Here is an 8,629-nt window from a genome sequence, read left to right as displayed (position 1 = left end):
TTGCTCCTGAGGCTGTGGCTGTACTTGCTCCTGAGGCTGTGGCTGTACTTGCTCCTGAGGCTGTGGCTGTACTTGCTCCTGAGGTTTAATCAATGTGGGATCAGGTACAGTTGGGGCTTGATTGATAATTTCTTCATTAATGGGAGTAGATGTTTGTGTTGGATTAACTACATCTAATTTTTCGGCTGATTCAGTTGGTTTTAGGGATTGTGTTTCCTGTGTAGATAAAGGAGAGCCGGGATTTTTTTCCAGTAATTTTTTCTCTTTAGAAAAAGGAACAGGAGGTGCTGGAGGAGTAACAGTTACTACTCCTGATTGATCTAAAATTTCTTTGGGCGGTTGAGACTCCGCAGAACTTGCTCCTAACACACTACTCATATCAGGAGCAACCGTCGCAATAGGAGTTTTAGGCGCTTGTTGTATTTCTTGAGAAGGAACAGTTACTAATGCCTGGCTAACAGGTTGTGAATTGACGAATGTTTGAGTGGGCACCGCAGTTATTGCAGGTGCTACATTTACATTTTGATAGAAAATATTGGTATTTCTATTAATGTAAATATTATTTACGTAGGTATTATTAATCTGAGTGTTGCTTGTATTGACATTGATGAAATAATTACGTCCCAGTGTGGCGGGAGGAATATAAATTTCTCCTGGGGCTAGAGGAAACCATGCAATTCCCGGCGCACCAGTACTCAGTCTCAGGTTAAAATTGTTACCTCCTACAAATACCACCAAGGCAGGTGCATAAACAGGCTGGGCATATCTTGGTCCAGGGACCCAACACCATCTTCTTTCAAGATAAGCCCATCTACCATAATGGAATGGAGCAAATCCCCAAGGCTCTTTATCCACCCAGGTCCAACCCCATTGGCGTATCCACATCCACTGACCTGTACGATAAGGGGCCCAATTTGGACTGACTTTATTCGGAATCCAAACCTGACCGTATTTAGGGGTCTTTTTCCAAGTTCCATGGAGTGGTAGATCTTCTTCGCCAATCATTTCAGTAGATACATATTGGGTAATGCCTTTGCCCATACGATCTCGCAAACGACTCCAACGCTCAAAATTATCCGGAGCAGGAATACCAGTTGGCTTAAATAGTTTTAGATTGACACCCAAAGGATACGATCGTCCTTGATTAACAATGTAAGAGCCCTTTGAACCATACACCGCCCCTTTTCCTTTTATTACACTTATCAGCGTAATTTTTGCTTGAGTATTGACAAAAATTCGATAATAACCCGGTTTTGTTATTCTAAAAGCAAGGATGGGAGTACTGATTTCAATTGTTTGCCCAGGATTCAAACGCATAACTTTGACAATTAAGGTCCCACTTGAAAGTTGTAACTGGGTCATTTTTTGATTAAGGTTTAGAATTTTAAGACTGGTTTGATTACCCATGCGCACGGTTGTAGAACCCATCTGTAATTCGAGAAATGATTTATTACTTGACCATATGCGATCACCGGGGATTAATGGACGGTTGACTATGCCTTTTACCCATTGAGTCTCACCTCCGGGCAGCAAACTAGCAGAGCCATTGATGGAACTTAATCGAGCGACGCGAGGGGGTTCACCTCCATCTTCAGCATATGCAGGACCAAAGATAAAGAATAAAAAAATAAAAACTGAATAAATACAACTCATCATATTTTTTTTCATCAACTTTACCTCTGATTGAAGATAAGGTCCGAAAAACTAAATATAATTATAGTACATTATATGATCACTCCAAATCTTTATTTGCCAAAAATAAAAAACTGATAAAATGGAACTCATGACGGTGATTCTACAGATAATTAGGACGTTAAATTTTCTATTAGAACCGTTTCTGATAAAGTATGCCTGCTGCTAATTCTTCATAAAGACTGATAACACTAATCAACTGTTCTAATTTGCTTACGGTCAGTTCATAGTCTCTTTGGCTAATCTCTATCCTGCTGTATAACAAGTCATTATGGCTAATAAGACCTTTGCGATAGAGTTCTTGTTGTAATTGATATTTTTTCTTTAATGATGCTAAAGAGAGAGCGTCTTCATGGTACTTAACCATAAGTTTTTGATTGGCAGCGATACTGTTTGCGATCAGACGTAAGGCATTTTGGATGACATTATTATACTCTGCCAAACTCCTATTAAAAATCGCTTTGCTCGTGATAATTTGTCCAAATATAGAGGGGGATAAGTTAAATGTTGCATACATATCGCCATAAGATGCGTCACGGGTTGGACTATTGAATGTGCCATTCAAACTCGCCTTTCCCCAAAAATAATCTAGGGTTACAGCTGGGAATAATTGTGCTTCTGCAATATTGATTCCACTACACGCTGCAAGAAGAGATGTTAAAGCAACCATTACATCTGGACGACGTAGAATAACTTGAGTATTAATCTTATTTAGTGGTACTGCTTTACTTGGTATGTTAATAAATGATTTTTTTGATTTTATTACTCCTGGTTGCTGATTAATTAAATAACGTAGCGCATTTTCGCTTGCGACGATATTATTTTGTACTTGCTTTTTCAGTCCTAAAATACTTTGTAATTGGCTTGTTAACGCTAGCAATTGTAGCTTATTCGCTAATCCTTGTTTTTTTGCTATTTCTAACGATGCCAAAAGTTCTTTATAGTCTTGTTCAATTTGCTTCAGTAAAGCTAATTGGTGATTCCATGCGAGTAGAGAAAAATAACTACTTATTACTTCGCCAATAACAGCCAATCTAACACCAAGGTAATATGCCTTAGAACGTTTCAAGATAAATTCTGCTTTTTTTTGTTGAAAATAAAGCGCAACAAAATTTTGGTAATAGCTAGGAAGAACACCATAAAACACACCGGGATTTCCTAAAGCAGGATCTTGGGCGAACCCCATTAAAAGATTCAAACCTGGAAGCCAATTTAAGCGAATCGTTTGCAACTCAGTCTGTGCAACACGAATTGATCGCTTAGCTATTGTAACATTGTTATTGTAACGAAGTGCTTTATCAACAAGCTGATTGAGAAAAGGATCTCTAAAATCTTCCCACCAAGCTTGATAAGGAAGTCTATTTAATGCATCATTGCTTGAGTCTTCCAAATATGTAGGGATATGAATTGGCGTGAGTCGTGAATTTTTTGCGCTTGGCATGCATGCTACTAGCACACTTGTCATGACTAAAGTAATTAGCGTTGCCAGGCTGCGCAATTAAACGGATCCATAAAATAACATGACTAATATTGAAAAATGGTAACACAAAAGCTTCGAAAGTTAAAACCATATACAGTTTTGCTTTTCTTGGTATTATTTGCAGTTTTATATTATTTTTTCTCTTTTTTAATTCCATTTACTAATAATGCTTTTGTTGTCGCCAATGTTCGTCCTGTAGCTGCTATTGTCAGTGGGTACATTACTGATTTATATGTTAAAAATGAACAATATGTTCAGAAAGGACAGCCTTTATTTACTGTGTTCCAAGAACCTTACAAGCTCACTTATAATAGGCTTATTGAGGAAGTACATACTGCGAAAGCCGAGCTTCAAAGCTTACAATACCAGCTACAAAAAGAGAAACAATTACTCATACAATACACACAAGAATACAACAGAATTAACTTAAATTATTCTCGTAATAAAGCTGTTTTAAAATCAGGGGCAATTTCTGAAATTAATGTCAAAGATTTGCAATATGAAAATCTTGGTAGCTTGGCCAAAGTGAACATGCAAACACAGCAAATTAGCTTGGTTGAAAAAAATATTCAGAGTCTGCAACACAAAATCAAAGCGTTGATTTATAAAAGGCGTTATGCCAAAGTTAATTTAGAACAAACCACTGTTTATGCCCAAAGTAATGGCCGCATCCAAAATATGTTTTTATCTTTGGGAACCCCCATAGAGATTAATAAACCTATATTTTCCTTTGTTGATACTGAGAGTCTTTACATTCAAGCCAATTTTACTGAGCTGGATTTACGTATGGTAAAGACCGGCAGTAAAGTCTACATTATTCCTCGAATGTACTTTGGCACAAAATTATACCATGGAACGGTGGTATCTGGCGCTTGGGCTGCTAATCGACAAATTACTAACCCAAAGACTCAGCTCCAAACTGTAACCAATGATACGAATAATTGGATACTTTTGCCTCAGCGTTTTCCTGTACAGATCAAAATCACTGATTATGACTCCAAAGATTATCCTCTGCCTATTGGAGCGACGTGCTATGTCATTATTCAAATCTAATTTTTCTATAGAAATAACAAGCCAAAAAACAATAATGGCTGCACGTATGGCCATTGGTACGATCATTAGTTTTATCATTACAACATATTTCACTCTGGTCGAGCCAACTTGGGTTTATATTTCTTTATTCATTATTTTGTTTGAACAACATACTATTGGCGCTTCATTGACTCGTTGCTCAATGCGAGTGTTCGCGACGATTAGTAGTGCATTATATAGTCTTATTATTATTTTTCTTTTTCATAATAATTATCTTATGAATCTTGTTGGATTTATAATAGGGATTTTTTTATATACCTATTTATTTCTAGGGACTAAAAAAAGTTATATTGGAATCTTGGGTTGCGTAACCTTGGCTATTTGCCTCGTTAATTATAATAATTTTTCATATGTGTTTATACGACCTACCAATGTGATTATTGGTATATTAATAGGCTTTTTTACCCTAAGATTTTTTTTCCCAAACCGAGCAACAAAAGTGCTCATTTCAGAAATGGAGGAATTTCTAGTCAAATATGCCACTTTATCCATGTACATTGCAAACATAGATGATTCAAAAACGGGCTTGTCCGAACAATTAACTCAGTGCGAATCAGACATCTTAACACTCATTCCTCATTTTCAAACACTAATTAGTGAGGCTCAGGTTGAAATCGGCAAGAATTCTGGATTTACCCAAGTTGCGGCTGATATTTTACACTCTTTCCGGCATATTTTCCGTTACTATACCTCAATAATTGCTTTGATTCTTTATGAAGGGGTTAGGCTCAATGAAAAGGATAAAGAACACTTTATTTTTTTAAGTAACACCATGATAAAGCTAAAAGAAAATCTCTCTCACTTGGAACGTAAACCCAATTTAATAGTAGTTCCTGATGTAATGCCTCAAAAGGATGAAAATCTCTTATCTTTAATGCTTAGTTTACTTATTACAGAATGTAGTTCCTTGGAGATTAAGATCAATAAATTAATACGAATGGCTAAAGTAGTTAATTAAAGAGAAACAGAAATCGTATCCTGTCAGAATCGCCGGACAAATGTCTATCACGTAAGTGTTCACGCAATGGTGTCAACTTAAGGTAGCCTACGTGAAGGACCGAAACCCGGGTTTCACTTCGTTTCATCCAGGCTACAAGTATATCCGTAAGAGTTAGGTGAGCTTAAGTTGACGCCATTGCGTGAACACTTACATTGAACTCAACACTCAGACGAGACTCTGGAGGATTGCGGACAATCGCTTGAAATGGCAAAACATAATTCTTTTGTTAACCAATAACTTTGGATAAGCTACGTTCATATCACGTGAACAACTGACAGGTTAAAGAAAAGTTTACAATCAGTTAAGAAACTTTCCTTAAACTCCATACCTGATTTTATTTGAACTTTTAAAAGCCCCATCAGAGCAAGCTGACAGAGCTTTTTAAAAGCTACTAACCATCTTACGCAAGCGCTGCGGCTTTCTTTTCTTTTTCTTTGGCAATTACTGCTTCAGCTACATTGTTTGGGCAAGCAGCATAGTGCGAGAACTCCATTGAAAATTGACCACGACCAGAGGTAAGGGTGCGCAAAGTACTGATGTAACCAAACATTTCTGAAAGTGGAACATCGGCCTTAATGCGGACACCCGCTGCACTGGGTTCCTGGCCCGAGATCATGCCGCGACGACGGTTCAAGTCACCAATAACATTACCTACATCTTCTTCCGTGCTATAAACGTCAACCTTCATGATTGGTTCAAGCAATTGTGGAGCAGCTTTGGGTATGGATTGACGAAAAGCGCTTTTTGCGGCAATTTCAAATGCAATTGCCGAGGAGTCAACAGCATGATAAGCACCATCGGTGAGGTTAATTACAACATCCAATACGGGGAAACCTGCCAACGTACCTGTGTCCATCATTGAGCGGAACCCTTTCTCAATTGCCGGGAAAAATTCTTTAGGAACGTTCCCACCCACAACGGAGGTAATAAAAGTGAATCCAGTGTTGGGCTCGCCTGGAGAAATAGTGTAGTCAATTTTACCGTATTGACCAGCACCACCTGATTGTTTCTTGTGGGTATAGCTGTCTTGAATCGATTTGGTTATGGTTTCTCGGTATGCAACCTGTGGTTGACCTACTATTAACTCAACATCGTAAGTACGCTTCAAAATATCCACTTTAATATCAAGATGTAATTCACCCATTCCACGAAGAATGGTCTCACCTGAATCCTGATCAGTTTCCACTCTAAACGTAGGATCTTCTGCAACCATCTTACCAATAGCAATAGCCATTTTTTCGGTGGCGCCTTTATCTTTTGGCGTCACTGCAATCGAAATGACTGGCTCGGGGAATACCATCGCTTCAAGCGTACACTCATGATTAGGATCACAGAGAGTGTGACCAGTTCGAACGTTTTTCATGCCTACAATCGCGATAATGTCACCTGCTTCAGCACTTTGTAATTCATTACGCTCATTCGCCTGCATCTCGACCATACGGCCGACACGTTCAGTTTTACCGGTAAAGGAGTTAAGGATGGTATCCCCTTTATTTAGTTTTCCTGAATAGATACGTACGAACGTTAAAGCACCAAAACGGTCATCCATGATTTTAAATGCCAAGGCACGGAATGGCTCATCAGGAGAAACGATAGCGAATTGGCCGTTTGGCTCACCTTCAGCATTAGTCAAAGGTTGTGGATTAACTTCATGGGGAGCAGGCAGATAGTCAACCACTGCATCCAACAATAGCTGCATTCCTTTGTTCTTAAAGGCCGAACCGCAATACGTTGGGAAGAAGGCTAATTCAAGCGTACCTTTACGGATACAACGCTTAATGTCTTCTATTGAAGGCTCCTCTCCTTCTAAATAAGCCATCAGCAACTCATCATCCATTTCAAGTGCCGTTTCAATTAATTGCCCGCGATACATTTCAACGTCGTCAACCATATCGGCGGGTACATCAGTAATTTTGTAGTTTTCTGGCTGGCCAGATTCGTCCCAAACATACGCTTTACGGGTTAATAAATCAACAACACCTACGAAGCTGTCTTCAAAACCAATCGGTAAGGTCATAATTAATGGGTTTGCGCCTAATACCTTTTTAATTTGCTCAGTCACTTTCAGGAAGTTTGCGCCGATACGATCAAGTTTGTTTACAAAAATCAAACGAGATACTTTTGAGTTGTTCGCATAACGCCAGTTAGTTTCTGATTGAGGTTCAACACCGCCAGAGCCACAGAATACGCCGATGCCGCCATCGAGTACTTTCAGTGAACGATATACCTCTACAGTAAAGTCGACGTGTCCTGGGGTATCGATAACGTTGAAGCGATGACCTTTCCAGAAGCAACTTACTGCTGCTGACTGAATGGTAATACCGCGTTCTGCTTCCTGCTCCATGAAATCGGTTGTTGATTCACCATCGTGAACTTCACCTATTTTGTGGATTCTACCAGTAAGCTTAAGAATACGTTCGGTAGTAGTGGTTTTTCCGGCATCTACGTGGGCGAAGATTCCAATATTTCTGTAAAGGTTTAAATCAGTCATAGCACTCTTATAAAATTTAAATGGTTAAAAAATTGTCACATATTGTACAGTATTTTATCCGGAATTGCAGCAAAAAACTTGTATCTTTAATCTTTTTTTATGATTATTTCGCTTTTGCCAATTTAATAACAGATAAATTGAGATTAGTTTTTTGGCATTATTCTTGACGATATTGCTAAATCGACTTTGAATAGCTATCTTAAGTGTGTAGGCATAATAACGCGCCTCTATTCTGCATCATATGTCAAAAAGATTTCCCTGGAAAAATTATGGACGATATTAAAGTATCCTGGCCTGTAATGGTTAGGACAAGAATAAAAATAATAGGTATATTTCATTCCGAAACACCGTAAAAGGAGTTAAAATGATTAAAGCATTTGCATTTTGCACACAATCACTTGTCATTGTAACATCTCTTTGCGCGATGACATCATTTGCAGTTGCCGCTTCTCGTCCAGAGCCTGTTCCCATTTATGGTTCTTACATTAGACACCTGGATCGAGCAAAACAAACGTTTAATGGAAAATTTAATCCTAACAGTCGCCCAAGCAAGCAAAAGGAAGATTTCTTCACTATTTGTAAAGCATCAGGTTGCGTAGCTCATACGCCTAATTTATATGCTCCTCCCGGAGCTCCCAAGTACATTGAGTATCATTGGAAAAATAATCGTTGGGAATTAAAGGCTACTCACCTCTTCACGTGCAATGACGGCAACAAAGTCAAATCCACTATATTCGAATTTTTTACATCGAATGGCGACGGAAGTTTTTCTGGCCAACGACATATTAAAATAGGCGGATTGGGATGCCCTCAAGAAGGTCCCGGAGTATACAAAATACCTTTTCGCTTAATCCCCGTTTAAGAGGGCTTATGG

Annotated in this window: 6 protein-coding genes; 3 read left to right on the top strand and 3 right to left on the bottom strand. The window is 38.6% G+C overall.

The window, feature by feature from the left end:
* Positions 1-1,668: DUF6600 domain-containing protein (locus Lani_RS09215; RefSeq protein ID WP_058388513.1), on the bottom strand; the 1,668-nt coding region annotated here is incomplete at its 3' end.
* A gap of 157 nt (positions 1,669-1,825) precedes the next feature.
* Complete coding sequence (locus Lani_RS09210; RefSeq protein ID WP_051045695.1) at positions 1,826-3,133, bottom strand: TolC family protein; 1,308 nt, start codon at positions 3,131-3,133, stop codon at positions 1,826-1,828.
* A gap of 96 nt (positions 3,134-3,229) precedes the next feature.
* Here Lani_RS09210 and Lani_RS09205 point away from each other — a divergent pair, with 96 nt between their 5' ends.
* The gene (locus Lani_RS09205; RefSeq protein ID WP_019233032.1) at positions 3,230-4,225 is read left to right on the top strand and encodes an HlyD family secretion protein; all 996 of its coding nucleotides are present in this window, start codon (positions 3,230-3,232) and stop codon (positions 4,223-4,225) included.
* On the top strand, positions 4,206-5,222 hold the full coding sequence (locus tag Lani_RS09200) for an FUSC family protein (protein ID WP_019233033.1): 1,017 nt from the start codon (positions 4,206-4,208) through the stop codon (positions 5,220-5,222). Before Lani_RS09205 ends, Lani_RS09200 begins: the two co-directional genes overlap by 20 nt.
* 442 nt (positions 5,223-5,664) lie before the next feature.
* On the opposite strand, the gene fusA is transcribed toward Lani_RS09200, so the two are convergent.
* Positions 5,665-7,755, bottom strand: coding sequence for an elongation factor G (gene fusA / locus Lani_RS09195; RefSeq protein ID WP_019233034.1), 2,091 nt, complete (start codon positions 7,753-7,755; stop codon positions 5,665-5,667).
* A 364-nt stretch (positions 7,756-8,119) separates the two neighbouring features.
* Between fusA and Lani_RS09190 the strand changes: the two genes are divergently transcribed.
* Positions 8,120-8,617, top strand: a complete 498-nt coding sequence (locus Lani_RS09190) for an MBOE_33420 family protein (RefSeq protein WP_019233035.1) — start codon at positions 8,120-8,122, stop codon at positions 8,615-8,617.
* Positions 8,618-8,629: the final 12 nt, after the last annotated feature.

Origin of the sequence: Legionella anisa (assembly GCF_001467525.1) — a bacterium.
Classification (GTDB): Bacteria; Pseudomonadota; Gammaproteobacteria; order Legionellales; family Legionellaceae; genus Legionella; species Legionella anisa.
The sequence above is the reverse complement of the archived record's forward strand: the minus strand, read 5'-3'. Positions and strand labels throughout refer to the sequence as shown.